General features: G+C 60.8%; 19 protein-coding genes, 1 tRNA gene and 1 other RNA gene. 14 read left to right on the top strand and 7 right to left on the bottom strand.

Annotated elements, in window-relative coordinates; translation table 11 throughout:
• The first annotated feature begins 3 nt into the window (after window positions 1–3).
• Window positions 4–1293 (top strand): MFS transporter, encoded by a 1290-nt coding sequence (locus tag G4D79_RS03340; RefSeq protein ID WP_064073550.1) that lies wholly within the window; start codon window positions 4–6, stop codon window positions 1291–1293.
• A 22-nt stretch (window positions 1294–1315) separates the two neighbouring features.
• Here the strand turns inward: G4D79_RS03340 and G4D79_RS03335 are convergent, their stop codons facing one another.
• Together G4D79_RS03335 and G4D79_RS03330 are read right to left on the bottom strand one after the other, a co-directional pair.
• On the bottom strand, window positions 1316–2095 hold the full coding sequence (locus tag G4D79_RS03335) for a helix-turn-helix domain-containing protein (RefSeq protein WP_099696781.1): 780 nt from the start codon (window positions 2093–2095) through the stop codon (window positions 1316–1318).
• A gap of 39 nt (window positions 2096–2134) precedes the next feature.
• Window positions 2135–2806 (bottom strand): response regulator transcription factor, encoded by a 672-nt coding sequence (locus G4D79_RS03330; RefSeq protein ID WP_054825629.1) that lies wholly within the window; start codon window positions 2804–2806, stop codon window positions 2135–2137.
• 133 nt (window positions 2807–2939) lie between these two features.
• Here G4D79_RS03330 and G4D79_RS03325 point away from each other — a divergent pair, with 133 nt between their 5' ends.
• A complete protein-coding gene (locus tag G4D79_RS03325; protein WP_007731580.1) occupies window positions 2940–3248 on the top strand; it encodes a DUF6191 domain-containing protein in 309 nt (102 codons plus the stop codon).
• Window positions 3249–3270: 22 nt separating this feature from the next.
• Here the strand turns inward: G4D79_RS03325 and G4D79_RS03320 are convergent, their stop codons facing one another.
• From G4D79_RS03320 to G4D79_RS03310, 3 genes are all read right to left on the bottom strand, one after another.
• A complete protein-coding gene (locus tag G4D79_RS03320) occupies window positions 3271–4089 on the bottom strand; it encodes a pentapeptide repeat-containing protein (RefSeq protein ID WP_099696780.1) in 819 nt (272 codons plus the stop codon).
• Window positions 4090–4317: 228 nt separating this feature from the next.
• The gene (locus G4D79_RS03315) at window positions 4318–5409 is read right to left on the bottom strand and encodes a Fic family protein (RefSeq protein WP_233272360.1); all 1092 of its coding nucleotides are present in this window, start codon (window positions 5407–5409) and stop codon (window positions 4318–4320) included.
• Between the two features lie 532 nt (window positions 5410–5941).
• A tRNA-Ser gene (locus G4D79_RS03310) sits at window positions 5942–6029 on the bottom strand.
• A gap of 136 nt (window positions 6030–6165) precedes the next feature.
• Here G4D79_RS03310 and ffs point away from each other — a divergent pair.
• From ffs to G4D79_RS03290, 4 genes are all read left to right on the top strand, one after another.
• An RNA gene (gene ffs / locus G4D79_RS03305) (signal recognition particle sRNA small type) lies at window positions 6166–6265 on the top strand.
• A gap of 41 nt (window positions 6266–6306) precedes the next feature.
• The gene (locus tag G4D79_RS03300) at window positions 6307–7599 is read left to right on the top strand and encodes an aminotransferase class I/II-fold pyridoxal phosphate-dependent enzyme (RefSeq protein WP_003943985.1); all 1293 of its coding nucleotides are present in this window, start codon (window positions 6307–6309) and stop codon (window positions 7597–7599) included.
• Between the two features lie 98 nt (window positions 7600–7697).
• Window positions 7698–9053 carry a glycosyltransferase 87 family protein gene (locus tag G4D79_RS03295; protein WP_058227079.1) on the top strand — a complete coding sequence of 452 codons (1356 nt, stop codon included), beginning with the start codon at window positions 7698–7700 and terminating at the stop codon, window positions 9051–9053.
• Between the two features lie 18 nt (window positions 9054–9071).
• On the top strand, window positions 9072–9653 hold the full coding sequence (locus G4D79_RS03290) for an HhH-GPD-type base excision DNA repair protein (RefSeq protein ID WP_003943868.1): 582 nt from the start codon (window positions 9072–9074) through the stop codon (window positions 9651–9653).
• 7 nt (window positions 9654–9660) lie between these two features.
• Here G4D79_RS03290 and G4D79_RS03285 read toward each other — a convergent pair whose 3' ends face one another.
• Entirely contained in the window at window positions 9661–10569 is a 909-nt protein-coding gene (locus G4D79_RS03285; protein WP_007731572.1) for a LysR family transcriptional regulator, read from the bottom strand.
• A gap of 101 nt (window positions 10570–10670) precedes the next feature.
• Here G4D79_RS03285 and G4D79_RS03280 point away from each other — a divergent pair, with 101 nt between their 5' ends.
• Window positions 10671–11717 carry a YeiH family protein gene (locus tag G4D79_RS03280; RefSeq protein WP_081557240.1) on the top strand — a complete coding sequence of 349 codons (1047 nt, stop codon included), beginning with the start codon at window positions 10671–10673 and terminating at the stop codon, window positions 11715–11717.
• Here G4D79_RS03280 and G4D79_RS03275 read toward each other — a convergent pair.
• Window positions 11710–12714 carry an AraC family transcriptional regulator gene (locus G4D79_RS03275; protein WP_007731570.1) on the bottom strand — a complete coding sequence of 335 codons (1005 nt, stop codon included), beginning with the start codon at window positions 12712–12714 and terminating at the stop codon, window positions 11710–11712. The two genes, G4D79_RS03280 and G4D79_RS03275, sit on opposite strands and share 8 nt — an antisense overlap.
• Before the next feature lie 200 nt (window positions 12715–12914).
• Between G4D79_RS03275 and G4D79_RS03270 the strand changes: the two genes are divergently transcribed.
• The 7 genes from G4D79_RS03270 to G4D79_RS03240 all read left to right on the top strand — a co-directional run bounded on the left by G4D79_RS03270 (window position 12915) and on the right by G4D79_RS03240 (window position 19965).
• Window positions 12915–13889 (top strand): quinone oxidoreductase, encoded by a 975-nt coding sequence (locus G4D79_RS03270; RefSeq protein ID WP_054780790.1) that lies wholly within the window; start codon window positions 12915–12917, stop codon window positions 13887–13889.
• 30 nt (window positions 13890–13919) lie between these two features.
• Window positions 13920–14819, top strand: a complete 900-nt coding sequence (locus G4D79_RS03265; RefSeq protein ID WP_054780791.1) for a TauD/TfdA family dioxygenase — start codon at window positions 13920–13922, stop codon at window positions 14817–14819.
• Between the two features lie 51 nt (window positions 14820–14870).
• Window positions 14871–15923, top strand: coding sequence for a 3-keto-5-aminohexanoate cleavage protein (locus tag G4D79_RS03260; RefSeq protein WP_099696779.1), 1053 nt, complete (start codon window positions 14871–14873; stop codon window positions 15921–15923).
• Window positions 15924–16018: 95 nt separating this feature from the next.
• Window positions 16019–17380 (top strand): MFS transporter, encoded by a 1362-nt coding sequence (locus G4D79_RS03255; RefSeq protein ID WP_099696778.1) that lies wholly within the window; start codon window positions 16019–16021, stop codon window positions 17378–17380.
• Window positions 17380–18003, top strand: coding sequence for an alpha/beta hydrolase (locus tag G4D79_RS03250; protein ID WP_081557243.1), 624 nt, complete (start codon window positions 17380–17382; stop codon window positions 18001–18003). The genes G4D79_RS03255 and G4D79_RS03250 overlap by 1 nt, the downstream gene beginning before the upstream one ends.
• On the top strand, window positions 17996–19585 hold the full coding sequence (locus G4D79_RS03245; RefSeq protein WP_099696777.1) for a long-chain fatty acid--CoA ligase: 1590 nt from the start codon (window positions 17996–17998) through the stop codon (window positions 19583–19585). Before G4D79_RS03250 ends, G4D79_RS03245 begins: the two co-directional genes overlap by 8 nt.
• A gap of 8 nt (window positions 19586–19593) precedes the next feature.
• The gene (locus G4D79_RS03240) at window positions 19594–19965 is read left to right on the top strand and encodes a carboxymuconolactone decarboxylase family protein (RefSeq protein ID WP_099696776.1); all 372 of its coding nucleotides are present in this window, start codon (window positions 19594–19596) and stop codon (window positions 19963–19965) included.
• The last annotated feature ends 6 nt before the right edge of the window (window positions 19966–19971 follow it).

The raw sequence follows: 19971 nt of genomic DNA, 5'->3' as shown, positions 1-19971 counted from the left end.
ACCATGTCCACGGCAACTACGCCAACCTCCGGAACAGTCACCCCGGAACGCCTGGCCGCTGCTCGCAAGGCGGTGATCAGCAGTTCGCTCGGCGCTGCGCTCGAATGGTTCGACGTCATCGTCTACGCATCATTCGCAGTGGTGATCGCCCATAATTTCTTTCCCGGCGGCGACAACACGCTCGGTTTGATACTGACGTTCGCGACGTTCGCGATCTCGTACGTCATCCGGCCGCTTGGCGGGATGGTTCTCGGTAGCTACGCCGATCGTCGCGGGCGCAAGAACGCCTTGACGTTGACGATGATGCTGATGATGATCGGCACGCTCATCATGGCCGTGGCGCCGACGACCTCGATGATCGGACCGTGGGCCGGCGTCGTCATCCTTGTCTCACGTCTCATTCAAGGATTCTCCGCCGGCGGTGAATTCGGTACTGCTACAACCTTCCTCGTGGAGACTGCGCCACACAAGAAGGCGTTCTACTCTTCCTGGCAAGTTGCCAGCCAAGGTGCCTCGGTTTTCCTGGCATCGCTGTTCGGATACGTGCTCAACACTCACCTTTCGCATGAAGCGCTCTACTCGTGGGGCTGGCGCGTTCCGTTCTTCTTCGGCATCATCGTCGGGCCGGTCGGACTCTACATCCGTGCCAAGCTTGACGAAACGGACGATTTCAAGACGAGCGTTCCGGAAAAGGCTCCGCTGAAGACGACGCTGACCAGGCATCTCGGCCGGGTGCTGACCGGTGCCGCCGTAGTGGGCGTCGCGACTATCTCGATCTACCTCATCTTGTACATGCCGACGTTTGCCGTGAAGAACCTCGGAGTTTCCGCCTCTGCCGGCTATCTCGGCGGCATCGTCGCCGGACTGGTCACCTTGATCACCGTGCCGTTGATCGGGCATCTTGCAGACCGGGTCGGACCGGCGAGAGTTATGACCTGGGCCGCCGTTGCGGCAATCGTCTTGGCCTGGCCGCTCTTCAAATTGATGGTCGATCACCCGTCGACTCTGACGCTCGTCCTGGTTGTTTCGGTCCTGGGTGTCATCATGGCGTTTGCCTTCGGTCCCTTGCCCGCCCTGATGAGTTCGCTGTTCCCGGCAGAGATCCGGGCTACCGGCATGTCATTGTCGTACAACCTCGGAGTGACTTTGCTCGGCGGAATCGCGCCGTTGGTCTTGACCTGGTTGATCAGTACAACAGGCTCGCTCGACGCCCCCAGTTACTACTACATGACGGTCGCAGTTCTTTCCCTCGGTGGGCTGTGGTCGGCAAGGACGCTTTTCAGGCAGAAGTGACGGCGGGGGAGCGCGGTCGGGATTACGCGACCGCGTCTCCCTCCGCCAGCGTGACAACGGTATCCGACCCGTGCCAGTCGGGGGCTTGGGTGCGGAGTAGAGCCGCCGGGGTCAGCGACGAGATTCGGCGGCATTCACGGGTCAAGTGGGCCTGATCGCTGAATCCGCAGTGCGCTGCGGATTCAGCGAGTCCCAGCGCGGGTCGACTGCGAGCGAGCGCCATGAAGCGCTGGAGGCGCAGGATCGAGCGCAGCGTTGCCGGGCCATATCCGAAGGCGTCGTTGCATCGACGTTGGAGTTGGCGCGAAGTCAGCGCCGCCGCGTCGGCGAGAGAGCTGACATTCCACGAATGTTCGGACAGTGCGGTGCGAACGTGGTTGATCACCGGATCGTGACGGAAACTCGAACTTACCCAACTCCGAACAGCGCTTTCGAGGATGGAGACCTGTTCGTGGTCTTCGGAATTTTCCAAGCGGTTCAACAGTATTCGTTCCGTGCGTGCGTCGGTTACATCGCTGAGATCGGCGCGAGAATCCCGAAGCTCGGACGCCGAGGTTCGCAACATCGGCGATGCCGATCCAGGGCGGAATCGAACACCCACGGAGCGTGTTCCGGGCGGAAGAGTGAATGACCATGCAGCGGTTTCGGGGCCACAGACGCGTATGCCGACGCCGCGTATCCACAGCACGTCCATGCAAGCATCGGGCACGAGGAGGTGTTCTCCTTCTGCGCACGCCGTCCAGCCACACACCAGGATGTCGGAGAGATCCGGGGCGACCGATTGTGGTGTGTACCAACCCATGACAAGAGCTTATCGAGCGGCACCGACACGAAGGCGACTTCAGTCGACCGGGCCGAAGCGGTATCCGAATCCCCTGATGGTTTTGATGTACTTCGGTTTCGCGGGATCGGATTCGAGTTTGGACCGCAGGCTGAGAATGGTTGCGTCGACTACACGCGTCCTTTCGTGGTCGGAACCCCACACGTTTCGGATCAGGTGATCACGTGAGTACACGCGCCCAGGCTCGGTCGACAGCTCCAGGAGTACCCGCCATTCGGTCCGACTGAGGACCAGCAGCTTTCCGCCCATCGTCGCCGTCATCGCACGTCGATCGAGGAGCAGGTCACCGTGACGTTGGTGTTTGCCGGGGGCGGGATGTGCGGTTTCACGAAGGATTGCGGTGACCCGAAGATCGAGCGCGTGAGAATCGATCGGGTTCAGCACAAAGTCCGAGACAGCGCGATGTGGTGCTTCGTCGATGTCCTCGTAGGTATCCACCAGCATCATGATCGGCATCGAACTGCGCAAGCGGATCTGCCGTGCGATCTCGTAGCCGTCGATGTCCGGCAGAAGGAGATCGATCACGGCGATATCGAAACTGTCGGTGTCCAGGTCGTCGAGTAGGCGGCGCCCGGTGCGGACGAGCTGTGTTTGATGACCAAAATGTACTAATTCGGTACCGAGTGTCTGGGCAAGCTCCGAACGGTCGGTAGCTGCAAGTATCAAGCTCACGTGAAATCCTCCCCCCGAAGGTGTTACTAGTCGTAACAGCTTGCATTCTGGCAGATCATCCACCGCATGGCCACAACAAGGTGGCTGATCAAAAGTTGAGGGAACCGGGGGCGTTCGTCGCTAGACTTCTTTCATGGGCACTCTGTTCGCGTTGACGCTGCCAGGCTTGCTCGTGCTGCTGGTCCTGTTCGCTTTCGCCGAGACTCTCTGGAACCGGCTCACCGGCGGCCGGGCACTGCCGTGGACTCGGGGACGTACGACTCGTCCGGTCTCGGCCGCGGGCTTCGAAGAGGTTGCTGCCCTGTTTCAGGGGTCCAAGCATCATGAATTCGAACAGCGTCAGAGCGCATTGATGCATCGTGAGGACGGAACGGACGGTGACCCGCCGTGGGTGTCTGTCGATCCGGAAGCTAACAAGGTCGTTCTCCGTCGACGGAGTTGACAGTCGCGAACAGTCGTCTGGCTCAGGCCCAGTGGCCGGGGCGGGTCAGTGAATCGGGCAGCGTGGTAGCCGAATCGCCGATCGCCGCGTTGATCTGGAACTGAGTGAGAAAGATACTGCCGCGGAGTTTTGCGCCGCGAATGTCGGTGCCGCGTAAGTCTGCACCGATCAGATCGGCTCGATCGAGTTCGCAGTCGCGGAGGTCTGCACCGATCAGGTAACTCCCGCGAAAGTTGGCCCCACGTAGATCGGAACCACGAAATTTGGCGCCGATGAGGTCTGCGCCGCGGTGGTCGAGTTTTCGACCCTTCTTGGTTGAGATCGGTGAGCGCACAAGGTTACTCGTCTGCAAGAGCAGTGTGTTGACTGCCGCTCGGTGTGCTGAGACGTCGACGGTTTGAATCTGCGAAGGTGTGCCGTTGGTCAGGCTTTCCGTCTCTGCGAGTGCAGCGTCGAGTTCCTTTCGTATCGAGTGGGTTTGCTTCAGCGAGCGGGCTTCGGCGAGATACCAGAGCAGTTCGTGCAACTGGCGTATGACAGGGAAGGTTTCGAACATGTCTGACGCGGTCTCCGGGGCATCACGCCAGCTGACGCCGTCGTAGGTCTGCTGTGAAACCTTCTGTCCCGCACCGAAACAGTCGTAGACGGTGCAACCGGTGAAGCCCTTCTTTCGCAATCCGGTGTGAATGCCGCAACGGAAATCCTGCTGCAGGTTCTTGCAGGGGTCGCCGGCATTCTTGTTGGTCGCGAAGTCGGAGGACTTGGAAAAGGGGAGTGCGACGCAGCACAGACCGAAGCAACTGCTGCAATCTGCGAGCAGATTGGTCTGGCCGGCAATCACGCGTACTCCCGATGGTTGGGTTGGACGGAAAGTCTGTCCTCGGGTTTGTGAGTCTGTCAAACGAAATTGCGTGGTTCGGCAGCAAGAAGTCCAGCGGCTCCGAGGTCGTATCCCGCGCAATTGCGGGGTACCAATCCGGCAGACGTGATTCTGGACCACGCTCGTGAAGTAGGTCGAAAATCGGGTGGACGGCCCAGCTCGCCTAGCCCATCTGCGACCTGGCGAAAATCACTCCCCATCCAGATCGAGGAGCGATACCCCCCGTGCCGTGAGCCGGAAGCGCAGCGGTCTCTTCGTAACCGTCTCAATGATCCCGGCATCGTCCAGGCGCTGAAGTCGCGGGCGGGCGAACTGGCTGGATCGACCCACCACCTCGACCAGGGTGTTCAACTTGATGGCGCGGTTCGCCTCGAAGCAGTGGGCCTGACCCAGGGTGAACAGGACTGCGCCGATGTGGTTGCTATCAACCGGCGGCGTCGACTCGCGATCGAGTCCCAAGTTCAGCGGAAATTCCTCATCCTCCACCAGAACGCGGATACGCGCCTCGAGTGTGTCGATCTTATGCCGCCTCTCGGAGAGGTCGAGCAGCAGTCGATGTTGCGCCTCGGCGATGATCTCCAGCATATCGATCAGGTAGGGCGTCAGATCTCCGCGGTTCAATGGATTCTCCGCGTCAGAGAATGCTTTGTAGTAACGATCCTTGTTGTCGGCGACGGTCGCCGACAATGCCAGGCTCGCATACGGAGCCAACACCTGTCGAAGGTCCAGCGCGAGAAGGTAGCGTCCGGTTCGGCCGTTGCCGTCGTAGAACGGGTGCGTGTACTCGAAGATGAAGTGCGCGACCACTGCCCTGATCAGTCGTGGAATCGAGTCGTCGCCCCCCTGGCTCAGCATGAGGGTCAGCGCGTCGTCGATCGCTGACTCGGGTACCACACCGGTGTGCACGACCTTGATTCCTGACGTGATCGATACTGGCCCTTGCCGGAACCGCTTCCCATCGGGGGCGTCCTCGTCGCGAATCTCGCCCCGAGTTACCGCGTCGTAGACGTCTCGGATGTCGTCGAGCGTCTGCGGACTCTCGGCCTGGTCGTTGCCGATATTGAGATAGAGCCGCGCCATCTCGGCGAACCGCTTGTTCGCGAGGGGTTGCTCCGCCCACACCATCTCGATTGCCTCGCTGATCTCCTTCCGGGTTGAGCGGACCTGTTCGATCTCGTTCGTTGCCTGGATCTCGTCGATCACCATGCGATGCAGGTAGTGGGTGCGCGCGAGGGCCGGCAGCCCGTTCCACTCAGCCCGGATCTTCGGCTCGAAGCTCATGATCCGTTCGATCAGCGCTGCGACTTCGGGTGTCATCAGTGCGAACGTCGAGTGTTCGCCGATCAGTAGGTCCCAGTGGACGGCGGCGGGAGAATCGCGTCGCGCTCGCTCCTCAGCATCGGCACCAGCACGATCTCGTTGGTGAAAGATCGATTTCAACGTCCTGTACGCCATCTGGTCTCTCCCTGTATCCACGCTATATTGCCGCCTTGCTTTCCATGCCTATCTTATCCAGAATGGGATCTGGATAAATAAGACTTGCGGCGCGGGTGTCATTTCATGACCAACGCGGGCTGCAGGAGCAGATGTGGCCATAGCTTCCCGAATCGGGTTCGGGCCATCGGCGGGCCACTCGAAATCACGCAGCAGCATTCCGATTCGGCGCGCTGCGGGATCGAAACCACCACGAGTCGGCAGACCGTCTGAGCTCGCAGAACATCGAGCTGAACCGAGACCCTGTTGCATTACTCGTTGCATGAGGACAGAAAAGAACCCCTGTGAACCGCTTCTCAGCAGTTCACAGGGGTTCCTTTGGCGGAGGATAGGGGATTTGAACCCCTGAGGGCGTTAACCCAACCCGCGTTCCAGGCGAGCGCCATAGGCCACTAGGCGAATCCTCCGTGGAGCAGCATACCCAATTGCGGGCGCGAAGCGTTAAACGGGTACCTGACCTGCGAAGAACCGGTGGAACTCGAGGTTTGCATCTCGGCCCCGGTAGGTGGTGTGCAGCGGCCGGAGAAAGCCGTCTACACTGTTCATTGGATCCCGCGCGGCGCGCATCCTGTGAACTCCCCCAGGGCCGGAAGGCAGCAAGGGTCAACGGGCTCTGCCGGGTGCGCGGGGTCCTCTATTTTTTCACATACCCGACCCCGCCTCGTCGGTGAAAGGCCGCTCCGGATGCCTATCCAAACCCAGATCGGGTTGATGAGCCATGAAGAACTCACCTCCGAGCATGAGAGCCAGAGCGCGAAGTACACGCAGCTCCAGGCGCAGAAGCTCGCACTCGATCTGACCCGCGGTAAGCCTTCCCCGGAACAACTCGACCTTTCCGCAGAGCTGCTGACGCTGCCCGGCGACGGTGATTTCCGTGACGGAAGCGGCACCGACTGCCGTAACTACGGCGGACTCACCGGTCTGCCGGAACTGCGCGCCATCTTCGGCGAGCTGCTGGGTATCCCCGTTGCGAACCTTCTCGCCGGAAACAACGCGAGCCTCGAGATCATGCACGACAACGTCGTGTTCTCACTGCTTCATGGCACACCGGATTCGGCCCGGCCGTGGGCACAGGAAGAGAAGATCAAGTTTCTCTGCCCGGCACCGGGCTACGACCGCCACTTCGCGATCACCGAGTCCCTCGGCATCGAGATGATCGCGGTGCCGATGAACCACGACGGCCCGGATGTCGTCAAGATCGCCGAACTTGTTGCGTCAGATCCGCAGATCAAGGGCATGTGGGCGGTTCCGGTTTACGCGAACCCCACCGGTGCCGTGTACTCCGAAGAAATTGTCCGTACGCTCGCGTCGATGCCGACGGCCGCGCCCGACTTCCGCCTGTACTGGGACAACGCGTACGCCGTACATCCGCTTGTCGGCGAGACTGCGCCTTCCTACGACATTCTCTCGATGGCAGCGGAGGCCGGACACCCCAACCGTCCGCTCGTGTTCGCGTCGACGTCCAAGATCACTTTCGCCGGCGCTGGTGTGAGCTTCTTCGGTAGCTCGGCGGAAAACCTTGCCTGGTACCAGAAGTTCCTGGGCAAGAAGAGCATCGGACCGGACAAGGTCAATCAGCTTCGCCACCTGCGTTTCTTCGGCAATGCCGACGGCGTTCGTGCGCACATGGAGAAGCATCGCGCGTTCCTCGCGCCCAAGTTCGAGCTCGTACTGCGGATCCTCGAGGATCGTCTCGGTGCATCGAAGGTCGCGTCTTGGACCGAGCCGAAGGGCGGATACTTCATCAGCCTCGACGTGGTCGACGGCACGGCCAAGCGGGTCATCGAACTGGCGAAGAACGCGGGTATCGCGCTCACCGCTGCCGGGTCGGCTTTCCCGTACAGCACGGATCCGGATGACCGGAACATCCGGTTGGCCCCGAGCTTCCCGTCCAAGGCTGAACTCGAAGTTGCCATGGACGGCGTGGCTACGTGTGTTCTGCTCGCAGCTACCGAATCGCGTCTCTCCGAGATCTGAGTTCTCGAAGCGGCGTGCCCGGTCGGTACTTTTCGGTCTTGTCTTGTACCGTTCGGAGCATCAATTCCCGACATAGGGTGTAAATCCCGGAGGTTGTAGTGACGGGCGCGATCAACGCTTCGGATGGGCCTTCTTTCGAGGCGCACACCGCGAAATCAGAGTCGGTCATCGAAGCTGACATACCGCGACGCACCCTCCGTGTCGGTGTTCTCGGATTCTCTGTACTCGGTGTTCTGGCAGTCGCGTCCGTGCTGATGGTTCTTTTCGCCGTGCCGATGAATACGCGGTACTGGGGGATCTTCGAAAATTTCCTCGATCTCGACGTCTACCGCCACGGCGGCAGCGTTGTGGTTCAGGGCCTTCCGTTGTACGACGGGCCAGTCCTGGACGGAATGATGTTCACGTACACCCCGTTTGCGGCTTTGCTGTTCACGGTGTGGGCGGTGCTCTCGTTCAAACAGGCGATTGTTGTGTGGACGGGTTTGAACATCGCTGCGTTGTTCGCAGTGATCTTGTTGTGCTGGAAGTACCTCGGTTATCGGCTCGACGTGAAGGCGTACGCCGTGAGTGCGTTGGCGACGACGATCTTTCTGTTCATGGAACCGATACGTACGACGCTCTGGCTCGGGCAGATCAACATCTTCCTGCTGCTCTTGATCGTGTGGGACCTCGGTCGGGACGAGAAGAGTCGGCTCCGAGGAATCGGGGCAGGCATCGCCGCCGGCGTGAAGCTCACTCCGGCCTTCTTCTGGGCGTACCTTTTCATCACTCGTCAATGGCGTGCGTTGGTGACGGCCGTCGTGACGTTCGCTGCGACCGTTGCGATCGGCTTCGTCGTGATCTACAACGATGCGTACAAGTACTGGACCGGCACTCTTGTCGACAGCGAACGCGTCGGACCGACGGATGCTCCGAGCAACCAGTCCGTGTCCGGTCTGATCGCTCAGCTCACTCACACTCCGACGCCGTCGCGGGTCCTGGTTCTAGTCTTCAGTGCGCTGGCGGTATGCCTCGGACTCGGTGCCGCGTGGATTGCTCACCGGCACGGCCAGAAATTGCTCGGCCTCACCATGACGGGGTTGACTGCGACCACTGTCTCGCCGTTCTCGTGGGGCCATCACTGGGTGTGGTTCGTCCCGCTGGTCGTCCTCGCCGCGCACTACGCGATGGTGTCGAAGAAGCGCTGGGCGTGGGTGGCGCCGTTCGTTTTCCTGCTCCCGGTCTTGAACTGGTCTCACACCTGGTGGGACCCGTCGGTCATTCCGGGTACGGATCGCTTCATCGGAATGGGCCTGTTCATGTTCGTGCCGCCCGAGTATCTGCGGATTCCGACCGTCGGCGTCTACCTCTGGGTCTTCACGCTTGCCGCGGTCTCGACGTTGGTTCTGTTCGGCTGGAAGAAGTGGAAGATTCCGGCCCCGGATGCGTCGGCGCCGGTCACAACTGCCGTCTGACGTGGCAGTATCGGACTCATGGCACTTCAACTGAACCTTGTCGGTGACCCCGAAGCTGATGCTCTCCTCGCCGAGGACCCGTTGGCGTTGTTGATCGGAATGCTTCTCGATCAACAGGTTCCGATGGAAACGGCCTTCCTCGGTCCGAAGAAGCTGGCGGATCGGCTCAGCGGTATCGACGTCAGGCGTATCGCCGACATGGACACCGACGAGTTCATCGCCGTCTGTGCCGAGCCTCCGGCTGTGCACCGATTCCCCAAGTCGATGGGTGAGCGTATCCAGCTCATGTGCCAGTTCATCGTCGAGAACTACGACGGCGACACCGCGGCGATCTGGACTTCGGGAAATCCCGACGGCAAGGAAGTGCTGAAGCGGCTCAAAGCCCTACCCGGTTACGGGGATCAGAAAGCCCGGATCTTCCTGGCGTTGCTCGGAAAACAGATCGGCGTCGAGCCGAAAGGTTGGCGCCAAGCGGCCGGCGACTACGGGCTCGAAGGTTCGAGGCGCTCGATTGCAGACGTGGTCGACGAACAGTCTTTGCTCGAGGTCCGCGAGTTCAAGAAGGCCGCAAAGGCAGCAGCGAAGGCCGACAAGAAGTAAGCCGCTTTCAGGACTTCCGGGACCCGCTGGCACGCACTACTTTCATCAGGTCGCCTGCGGGGCCCTCGAGCTGACGCGGCGGGCGCCACACTGCACGCAGGGATCGGTCGAGTTCCAAGCCTTCGACGGCTACGACCCGAAGTTCTCCCTGCTTCACCTGGTCCTCGACGGCCAGCGTGCTCAGTACCGCCGGGCCGACGCCACCGAGCACGCTGGTTCGAATCGCGGCCGAACTACCCAGTTCCAACAACGGTGCACCGCGCTCGTATTCGTGTAACGCCAGGTCGAGAGTCGTTCTGGTTCCCGATCCGGGCTCGCGCACCAGCAGCGGCGTCGCTGCCAGTTCGGCGACGGTCAGCGGCTTTCGTCGACGCGCCCATGGATGATCCGGATGAACGACCACGACCAGCGAGTCACGCGCGACGGTGACGCTGGACAGGCTCTTCGGAACGGTCGGTGACTCGACGAATCCGAGGTCGCACATTCCCACCTCGACAGCCTCGAGGACGCGGGTCGAGTTGTAGACCTGAAGGTGGACGGTGACACCAGGATGTAGTGACCGAAAGATACCGAGCCAGGCCGGAATCAGATGTTCGGCGACGGTCATGCTGGCACACACGGTCAATTCCGCGGATCGTTCGGTCCGCATCCCTTCGGCGACGTCGAGAAGCTGCCTCGAGTTGGCGAGGACGCGGCGCGCCCAGTGGACGATTACGGTCCCCTGCGGAGTCAAAGCCGCCCCCGTCGACCTTCGGTGTATGAGTGGCATCCCGAGCTGCCGCTCGAGTGCTTTGACGGCGCGGCTGGCATTCGGCTGCGCAATGTTTGCTGAACGGCTTGCCGCACTGAGACTTCCGTGATCATCGATGCCGATGAGTAGCTCGAGAGTGGTGAGGTCGGGCCACCGTCTGGTCATGCAAACAGGCTATACCGAACTTCACGTTCATATCGATTTGATATGCCGTGATGGTAGAAATCGCCCTACCGGAGCGATGGTGGCTCAAGGACGCTGGATGAGTGAACCGTGATGTGAAGTCCGTGGCCGAGAAACCCGCAGTCGCCCCTTCGTCAGAAGTACGACGGTGGTCCAGTGTGGCTGCATTGGTGCCCGGAGTTGCGTTGTGCGCCTTGGGGGCCACGGTCGCGCTGATAGCCGGTCGGTTCACCTCCGCCGTGAGTCCGTTGCTGATTGCGATCGTGGCGGGTGCGGTGTTGGCGAATACCGTCTCTTTGCCGGCGAAATTCCAACCTGGCCTGGCATTCTCGGCGAAACGGCTACTTCGGGTGGGTATCGCTCTGCTCGGGCTGCAATTGATGTTCTCCGACATCGTCGGTTTGGGCTGGGGAGTGATCGCCGTTGTGGTTGCGATTGTGTTCCTCGGTATCGCCGGGACCATGTATGCCGGAAAACTTCTCGGATTGGGTTGGTCGCAGAGAATTCTGATTGCCTGCGGCTTCTCGATCTGTGGCGCTGCCGCCGTGGCTGCTGCGGACGGTGTGGTGAATGCGCGAGAGGAAGAGTTGCTCACCGCTGTTGCGTTGGTGGTGATCTTCGGAACTCTGATGATTCCGACAATCCCACTGTTGGCCAACGCTTTCGGTATGAACGAGGTCGGTGCAGGCATGTGGGCCGGTGGGTCGATCCACGAAGTGGCGCAAGTGGTGGCTGCCGGCAGCGCTCTCGGCGCCACCGCGTTGGGTGTCGCGACCGTGGTGAAACTTGCGCGCGTGTTGATGTTGGCGCCGGTCATGGCGTTTCTGAGTATCCGGCAACGCAGGATGGTCGACAGCACTGCCGCCAAGCGTCCCCCGCTGATTCCGTTGTTCGTCGTGGCATTCATCTGCTGCATGGGCTTGCGCTCCACGGGCATCTTGCCGGATGAGCTTCTGGGGCTGGCGAAGACGGTGCAGACGGCGCTGTTGGCGGCCGCGATGTTCGCACTCGGGCTGGGGGTGCGGTTGAGCGTCATTCGTGGAGTTGGCGCCCGGCCATTCGTGCTGGCCGCGATTTCCACTGTGTGGGTGGCAACGATCGCCTACGTCGGAGTCGTGCTGGTCAGCTGATCGAGCGCTGAGTCCGCCACGCGCTCGGGCTCATCGAGAACTGAGTGCGAAACCAGCGCGAGAAACTACCCTGCGTCGAAAACCCGAGGTGCACAGCCACTTCGGTCAACGAATAGCGAGGGTTGGAGACAAATCGTTCCGCGAGGGAGCTTCGAACCGAATTGAGAACGGCCGTGAACGTATCTCCGGATTCGGCGAGATGACGGTGCAGTGTCCGCCGGTCGAATCCGAGACTGCGTGCCACCTGCTCGACAGAGCAGCGGCCGGTCGGAAGCAGAACTTCGATCAATTCCTTGGTGCGGCTGAGGGTATCGGAGGTTTCCGAGGCGGGAAGCGAGTCGAGGAACTGGCGAGCGTACGGCCGGAGTAACTCGTCGGAAAGTTGGTTAGCCGCATCCAGGTCGGCGGCGAAGAAAACGATACCGGTGAACTCGTGATCGAATTCCACCGTCTCGCCGAGGATTCGCCGATGCGTGCTCGTGTCTTTCGGGGCATTGTGCGTGAATCCCACGCTGACCGGTTGCCATCGAGAACCTAGGAAACTCCGCAGGATCTGCAGTGTCGCGCCGACTGCGAGTTCGACGCTCTGTCTGGTGTCGACCGGTTCGCCGACCTCGAGCGAGATTCGCAGGGTGGCGAGTCCGTTGACCTCGTTCAATCGAATGCGTAATGACTCGTTGTACGTGTGCTCGTATCGCATCAACACGTCGAGTGCGCTCCTGACGTCTGGTTCTTCCCTGATGACCAAGCTGAGGGGACCGAGATTGGACAGTCGACGCAGGCCGGCGAGTAGAAGCCCGAAGTCTTCGTGTCCGGACTCCGCTGCCGATCGCTCCAGGAGCGATGCGATGGAGGCGGCCGGTACCCATTGGTCGGGGTTCGCCAGGCTTGCCGGGCTCAGGCCGACACTTCTCATGAGGGCCACAGCGTCCACGTCCACTGTTCGGCACAGGTCGACGTATCGGTTCAGTGACGCGTAGCGGGCGAGTGGCTTCATGGGGCCCCCTTTACTCGATGTCCCGAAATGTTGTGTTGTGTGTCTCGTCAAGTTAAGCATGTGAGCCGGATCTCACATAGTTTTGTTCACATCAGTTCGGCACGACCAGGAAGCCGAGCACCGACTTCTGGAAGTTGTTGCGTACGAATACAGCTCGACCGTAATCGAGTCGAGCCCGCCCACAGAATTGGAGAGCATTGATGGCAAACGCCATTCGGTTCCACGAGATCGGCACACCGTCCGTCATGCGTTGGGAAGAGATCGAGGTAGGACGACCAGGCGCCGGAGAGGTTCGGGTTCGTCATGAAGCGGTGGGGTTGAACTTCGCCGACACCTACTTTCGAAGTGGCCTCTATCCTGCGCAATTGCCTGCCGGGATGGGCGTCGAGGGCGCCGGTGTGGTCGAAGAGATCGGCGAGGGAGTAGTCGATTTTGCAGTGGGGGACCGTGTGACCTACACCGGCAGTCCGCTGGGTGCGTACGCCACCGAGCGGATCATGGCGTCGTCCGACCTGATCGCGCTACCCGACGGCATCGCCTTCGACACCGCGGCCGCCATGACCATGCGAGGACTGACTGCCGCCTACCTTCTGCGTCGCATCTACCCGTTGAAAGCGGGAGACACCGTGTTGCTACATGCTGCGGCGGGCGGGGTTGGACTGATCTTCACCCAGTGGGCAAAACTGTTGGGAATCAAAGTGATCGGAACGGTGTCGAGCGACGAGAAGGCGAGCGTTGCCCGAGCTCACGGTTGCGATGAAGTCGTCATCTACACCCGCGAGGACGTCGTCGCGCGTGTCAAGGAGATCACCGGGGGCGTCGGCGTGCCGGTTGTGTACGACAGCATCGGGCAGTCCACCTTCGACATCTCACTCGATTGCCTTGCCAGGCGCGGGCTGCTGGTGTGCTTCGGAACGGCGTCCGGACCGACTCCGCCGATTCAGGCAATGCAGTTGGCAGTCAAGGGATCTCTCTTCGTCACCCGTCCGGCACTTGCTGACTACATCGCGGATCCCGCAGAACGTGCCGAATTGGCGGGCGAACTGTTCTCACACGTCGAGTCCGGGCGAATCAAGATCGAGATCAACCAGCGATATCCCCTCGAAGATGCGGTGCGCGCGCACCACGACATGGAGTCCGGTCGCAGTATCGGTTCCTCCGTCTTCTCCGTCTGAACCGAAACAGCACTTCCCAGAGGAATTGTCATGACCAATACTGCAACGCTGACAGAAAACCTGCTCCCGTCGACCAGCACGATCCACGTCGAGAAATTGACCTGTTCGATCGGGGCAGAGTTGTCCGGGGTGGATCTCGGAGAGGTCGCGCGAGACGATGCACTCTTCGCCGAAATCAAGGCATTGTTACTCGAGCACAAGGTCCTGTTTTTTCGCGACCAGAACTTCTCCAAAGCCGAGCACGTAGAACTTGCCCAGCGATTCGGTGAACTGGAGGATCATCCAGCTCTGGGCAGTGATCCCGACCATCCGGGCCTGGTCCGCATCTACAAAGACCTGGACAGCCCGCCGGAGCACTTCGAGAATGCGTATCACTGCGACGCCACCTGGCGCGTCAACCCGCCCATGGGATGTGTATTGCGTTGTGTGGAAACACCTCCTGTCGGCGGCGACACGATTTGGGTGAACATGGCACTCGCCTACGAGAATCTGCCGGCGCGGGTCAAGGAGCAGATCAAGGACCTGCGTGCCAGGCACAGTATCGAGTCGACCTTCGGCGCTCGGATGCCGATCGAACAGCGCCACCAACTGAGGGAACGCTTTCCCGACGCCGAACATCCCGTGGTACGAACACATCCGGAGACCGGCGAGAAGATTCTTTTCGTCAACTCGTTTGCCACGCACCTCGTGAACTATCACACGCCCGAGAATGTCCGCTACGGAATCGATTACGCCCCCGGCGCCGGAAACCTGCTCACCTACCTGGCCAGTCAGGCCCAGATTCCCGAGTATCAGGTTCGGTGGCGCTGGACCGAGAACAGCGTCGCGATCTGGGACAACCGTTCGACACAGCATTACGCGGTGCAGGACTACTGGCCCGCAGTTCGAAAGATGGAGCGCGCCGGAATCATCGGCGACGCACCGTTCTGATCTCTCTTCCCAGCCCCGAAGATAATTCATTCACTCGATCGGAGTCACGCTATGCATTTCCACGACGATTCACTGTTCCCCGAAACCCAGGACAAGCTTGTCATCACCGTTGCTCCCTACGGACCGGAGTGGGAACCGGACGATTTTGCAGAAGACCTACCGCTGTCGATGGACGAGCACGTCCAGCAAGCCGTCGACTGCTTCAACGCCGGTGCCACCGTTCTCCACATCCACGTGCGTGAACTCGACGGCAAGGGTTCGAAGCGTCTGTCGAAGTTCAACGAACTTCTCGGTCGCTTGCGTGAGGCCGTTCCCGAGATGATCCTGCAGGTCGGCGGTTCGATTTCGTTCGCTCCGGAAGGGGAAGGTGCCGATGCGAAGTGGTTGTCCGACGACGTGCGTCACATGCTTGCGGAATTGGAGCCCGCTCCTGATCAGGTGACGATCGCGATCAACACCAGCCAGATGAACATCATGGAACTGATGACCGACGACGACATCGCGGGTACGTCGATGCAGCGTCCGGAATTGGCCGATACGTATCGGGAGATGACCGTGCCCGCCGGTCCGGAATGGGTGGCAGAGCACCTGCGCCGGCTGCAGGCCGCCGGAATCCAGCCGCATTTCCAGTTGTCGAGCATTCCGCAGCTCGAAACGGTGGAGCGGTTGATCCGACGCGGCATCTACACGGGTCCGGTCAACCTCACGTGGGTCGCAATCGGCGGCGGCTTCGACGGCCCAAACCCGTACAACATGATGAACTTCGTCCAGCGTGTTCCCGACGGTGCGTGCCTGACCCTGGAAACGCTGATGCGTAGCGTCCTGCCGGTGAACACGATGGCGATCGCGATGGGCTTGCACGCTCGTTGCGGCAACGAGGACACCATCTGGGGCCGCAAGGGCGAGAAGATGACATCGGTGCAGCAGATCGAGCAGTTGGTGCGCATTGCAGGCGAATTGGGCCGCGAGGTGGCTACCGCGAAGGAAGCTCGCGACATCTACCGGATCGGTGAGACGTATGTCGACACCGACGAGACGTTGACGAAGTTGGGTTATGCACCCAACCGCCGGATCGGCCAGCTGGGATTCACGCAGCACGCCTGAGTCCACCCCGTCTCGTACAACAGCTCCGGGGGTGCGAACCGTGACGGTTCGCACCCCGAAGCCCCCGATCTACCTCGAGTACTCCTAGGAGAGTCATGGGACTGCAAGCTCCCGCCACACCACGTGTGGACACCGCGCTCGGAATCGGCGGACGACGAAAGTTATACCCGTGGATCGTTTTTGCCCTGGCTTTCGGTCTACTTCTCTCGGACTACATGTCGCGGCAGGTACTCAGTGCGGTCTTCCCGATCCTGAAAGCCGACTGGGATCTGTCCGATTCGCACCTTGCCTCCCTGAGCAGCGTGGTGGCATTGATGGTCGGGCTGTTGACGTTCCCGTTGTCGCTGCTCGCGGACCGTTGGGGGCGCGTCAAGAGCTTGATCCTGATGGCCGTGTTGTGGAGTGTCGCGACGTTGCTGTGCGCTATCGCTCAGACCTACGAACAGATGCTGGGTGCTCGGTTCTTGGTCGGTGTCGGTGAAGCGGCGTACGGCAGCGTGGGTATCGCCGTGGTGCTCAGTGTGTTTGCGCCCCGTGTGCACGCAGCTCTTGCCGGTGCGTTCATGGCCGGTGGATCGTTCGGTTCGGTCATCGGTGTGGCAATCGGTGGGTTCATCGCAGTTCAGTTCAGTTGGCGGTGGTCTTTTGCCGCCATGGCGATCTTCGGTCTGATTCTGGTTGCGCTCTTCCGTGCCCTCGTCACCGAGAAGAAGCTCACGGCCTACGCCGTCGAGGCCGCGCCGGATGCTGCCGGGGAAGCGCTCGGGCGCGACGGCTTTCGCGCGCCGGTGTCATCGTTGTTCACCAATCCGGCCGTATTGTTCGCCTACATCGGTGGTGGTCTCCAGATGTTCACCGCCGCTGTACTTCTGGCGTGGTTGCCGAGCTTTTTCAATCGCTACTACGATTTGGCCCCGGACAAGGCCGGCGTCACGGCTTCCGTATTCGTCCTCCTTGTCGGAAGCGGGATGGTGGTCTGCGGTTTCATCACAGACAGATTCAGCCGCGACGATTCGGCGCGAAAATGGACCACTGCCATCGTCTACTGCGCCATCTCGTTGGTGACGCTGAGCATCGGGCTCCGGTTGGCCACGGGGACAGCACAACTCGTGTTGCTCGGTATCGGTGCATTCTTCTCCGCCGGTTCGTCGGGGCCGACGGCAGCGATGGTCGCGAACCTTACCCATCACTCGATTCGAGCGTCGGCCATGGGAACGCTCACCGTCGCCAACAACCTTCTCGGGCTGGCGCTCGGTCCCTTCGTTGTCGGCATCCTCGCCGATCACCTGGGTCTTCTCGGCGCTCTACAGCTTTCGCCCTTCGTCTATGTCGTCGCGGCCCTCGCGTTGGTAGCCGGCAAGCGTGCCTATCCCGCCGGGATGAGGCGGTTGGCGACGTTGCAGAATCGGCCCGAGATACCCGGCGCCACTGAAGTAGCAGAAGTTCGGAGTTCCTGATGGATGAATCAACTACGGTAGTAATGGTTCCCGGTCTGCGGGATCATGTCGAAGATCATTGGCAGACTCACCTCGCGCGCAGGCTCGACAACGTTCTGACGGTTCCTCCCCTCGAGACCGACAAGCTCAGCCGCGATGCGCGGGTTGCGGCATTGAACGAGGTGCTGACAAGTGTCTGCGGGCCGGTGGTCCTGGTCGGGCACAGCGCCGGAGTCATGACAGTTGCTCACTGGGCGAGGGCGCATCATCGAGAGGTTGCGGGCGCACTTCTGGTCACGCCGGCGGATCTCGAACTTCCGCTGCCCGAGTCTTATCCGTCTCTCGAAGATCTCGACCGACACGGGTGGCTACCGATACCGCGTCAGCGTCTGCCTTTTCCGAGCACGGTCGCGGCGAGTCGGAACGATCCGCTCGCCGGGTATCGCCGAGTTGTGGGTTTGGCTGAAGGATGGGGGAGTCGGTTGCTGGATCTGGGTGAGGTCGGACACCTCAATCCGGCGTCCGGATACGGGTATTGGCCGCGGGCGGAGTCGTTGGTGCGGGAACTGCTCGAGTCGGTGTCGCGCGCTGCCTCGTCTCATGCCACGGATTCCGATGCGCAGGAGGAACACAGTCGTGCTTGATCTTGCTGCTCTGCTGGAAGACTCGGCCCGGCGGTACCCGGAACGGGATGCGCTGGTTCTCGGGGAAGCGAGGCTGACGTATGCGCAGTTCGACGCCTACGCGAATCGCATCGCCCATCTGCTCGTCTCGCGGGGTGTCGAGCCAGGTGACAAGGTGGCGTTGTCCTGCCCGAACGTTCTCGAGTTCCCGATCGTCTACTACGGCATTCTCAAGGCCGGCGGCGTCGTCGTTCCTCTGAACATTCTGCTCAAAGGGCGCGAAATCGCCTATCACCTGGCTGATTCGGAAGCAAAGCTGTACTTCTGTTTCGAGGGAAGTCCCGAATTGCCGATCGCTGAGTACGCCATCGCCGGGTTCGAGCAGAGCGAGACCTGTTCGGCCCTGATCGTGATCAGCGCCGAGTCGGGTGCACCGTCGTCGATCCTCGGAGTCGAGACTCTAGGCGAAGCACTGGCATCCGTGTCCGGCACGGAAACGCCTGCAGTCGCGGTTGTTCGTGAACCGACGGACACCGCGGTCATTCTCTACACCAGCGGCACGACCGGAAAGCCCAAGGGTGCCGAACTCACTCACTGCAACATGGTCTTGAATGCACTGTCGACCAACCGGTTGTTCGAGAGCGTTCCGTCCATGCATGAGCGTTATCTCCTGACTTTGCCGTTGTTCCACTCGTTCGGCCAGACAGTGACCATGAATGCGGGAATCTGCGTCGGTGCCACTTTGGTGTTGATGCCGCGCTTCGATGCGACCGCGGCACTCGAGATCATGGAACGCGAAAAGATCTCGGTCTTCGCGGGCGTCCCGACCATGTATTGGGGACTGCTCGGCGTGCTGGAGGAGGTAGTGAAATCCGGGGTGGATATCGAGACCGTTGCACAGAACATGCGGTGCGCGATCTCCGGTGGCGCAGCGCTTCCCGTCGAAATCTTGACACAGTTCAGGGAACGCTTCGGTGTTCAGATCCTCGAAGGGTACGGGTTGTCCGAGACCTCTCCGCTGGCCTTGTTCAGTGACCCGGAGAGCGACCCCCGGCCCGGTTCGATCGGCGTGCCGATCTGGGGCGTCGAAGCGCGGCTTGTCGACGACTCTTGGCACACGATCACCGGCCCCGATGAAGTGGGTGAGTTGGCCATTCGCGGGCACAACGTCATGAAGGGCTATTTCAACCGACCCGAGGCGACGGCGGAAGTCATGCGCGACGGATGGTTTCGCACCGGGGATTTGGCACGGGTCGATACCGACGGAAATTACTACATCGTCGATCGCGCGAAGGACATGATCGTGCGGGGCGGATTCAACGTCTACCCACGCGAAATCGAAGAGGTTCTGCTCACTCACCCAGCCGTCTCACTCGTCGCCGTCGTCGGGGTGCCGGATTCGAGCCTCGGCGAAGAAGTTGTCGCGTTCGTGATCCGAGAGCCGAGTGAAGAGATCTCCGAATCGGATCTCGTGGAATGGACGCGGGAACAGATGGCCGCCTACAAATATCCGCGTCGCATCGAGTTCGTGCCGTCGCTGCCGATGACGGCAACCGGAAAGATTCTCAAACGTGAACTGAATCAAGCATTTTCGATGGTCTGAGGAGATCGATGACTGACGTTCGAGCAAGTGAAGCTTTTCCCGTGACCCAGGCCATGAAGGATTCGGGTGGCTGGAATCCGTTGTGGGACGGACTTTCGGAGCTGGGTCCCGAGTGGACCGAGCTGTACATGAAGACAGCGATGCAGCCCTGGAACAGCGGGGTGCTGTCACCTCAGGTGATCCAGTTGCTGTGCATAGCCGTCGATGCGGCGAGCACACACATGTACGCACCCGGCGTACGACGCCATATTCGCGCCGCGCTCGACATGGGAGTGACCCCGAAGGAGATTCTCGAGGTGCTGAAACTGACCACCGTCGTCGGGATTCATTCCTGCAATGTCGGCGTTCCGATCCTGATGGAGGAAATCGCGAACCGGTGAGGGCGG

This window comes from Rhodococcus sp. WY5, assembly GCF_018588185.1.
Taxonomy (GTDB): domain Bacteria; phylum Actinomycetota; class Actinomycetes; order Mycobacteriales; family Mycobacteriaceae; genus Rhodococcus_F; species Rhodococcus_F qingshengii.
This window is presented reverse-complemented; position numbering and strand designations above follow the sequence as displayed.